At 69.7% G+C, this 1241-nt stretch carries 2 protein-coding genes; both read left to right on the top strand.

The window, feature by feature from the left end; translation table 11 throughout:
• The coding region (locus IEZ06_RS35810) for a transposase (RefSeq protein ID WP_229799178.1) at nucleotides 1–352 on the top strand (352 nt) is incomplete at its 5' end.
• Nucleotides 349–1241: IS3 family transposase (locus IEZ06_RS35805; RefSeq protein ID WP_189241107.1), on the top strand; the 893-nt coding region annotated here is incomplete at its 3' end. The genes IEZ06_RS35810 and IEZ06_RS35805, both read left to right, overlap by 4 nt.

Genomic DNA, 1241 nt, shown 5'->3' with positions numbered 1-1241 from the left:
GCGGCGTCGCTTTGATCCGGAGTTTCGGGCCGGAGCGGTGCGGATCGTCAAGGAGACCGGCAAACCCGTCGCGCACGTCGCCCGGGATCTGGGGATCAACGAGTACACGCTGCACAATTGGGTGCAGATGGACCGGCACGCAAACGGGAAAGTCAGCGGCGGTGGAGGTGGCACGCTGAAGGAGTCCGAACAGGAGGAGCTGGCCCGGCTACGGCGGGAGAAGGCCGAGCTGGCGCGGGAGCTCGCGCGCGAGAAGGCGGCCTGGGCCAAGGAGCGCGCCGAGCTGGAAGACGAGCGTGATGTGCTCAAGCGCTCGGTGGTCTTGTGGGTTCGAGAGGCGATGGGCCGGTGAGCGTGGCGGCCTTCATCAGCTCCCAGAAGACCGAGTACGGCATCAGCCACGTCGTCTCCTGCCGGGCGCTGGGGGTCTCCCCGTCCTGGTTCTACAAGTGGAAGGACCGCATCGGCGTCGCGGCGCCGACCGGGCGCGAGCAGCGGCGAGCCCGGCTGGATGCCGAGATCGGGCGCCTGTTCACCGCCTCGGGCAGCACCTACGGCTCGCCCCGCATCACCCGTGATCTGCGCGAGCTGGGCTGGCGGGTGTCGGAGAACACGGTCGCCGCGCGGATGGCCGCCCTCGGCCTGGCCGGCCGCGCGCCGAAGAAGCGCCGGTCGCTGACCCGGCCCGGCAAGCGGTCGGCCGCGCCGGACCTGGTCGGGCGGAAGTTCACCGCGGTCGCCGCGGACGTGCTGTGGGTCGGTGACGGCACGCAGATCGACACCGACGAGGGCCCGCTGTATCTGGCCACGGTCGAGGACCTGTTCTCCCGGAGACTGCTCGGGTTCGCCATGTCCGCCCACCACGATGCCGCGTTGACGGTCGCCTCGCTGCAGATGGCCGTCGTCACCCGCGGGGGGAACGTGGACGGGGTGATCTTTCATTCGGACCGCGGATCGGAGTACACCGCGGCCCGTTACCAGGCCGAATGCCGCAAGCATGGCGTGGTGCAGTCGATGGGCCGGGTCGGGTGCGCGCTCGACAACGCCGCCGCCGAGTCGTTCAACAGCACGGTGAAGGTGGAGTTCGTGCACCGGCACCGCTTCCGCACCCGGGCCGAGGCCCGGTTGAAGGTCGCGACCTGGATCGCGGACTTCTACAACACACGCAGGCGGCACAGCGCCAATGACGGGCTGCCTCCGGTCGCATTCGAGCGTCAGATGATCGAGAGGAGGCAAGCGTC

Source organism: Planomonospora antibiotica (genome assembly GCF_014647955.1).
Taxonomy (GTDB): Bacteria; Actinomycetota; Actinomycetes; order Streptosporangiales; family Streptosporangiaceae; genus Planomonospora; species Planomonospora parontospora.
This window is presented reverse-complemented; position numbering and strand designations above follow the sequence as displayed.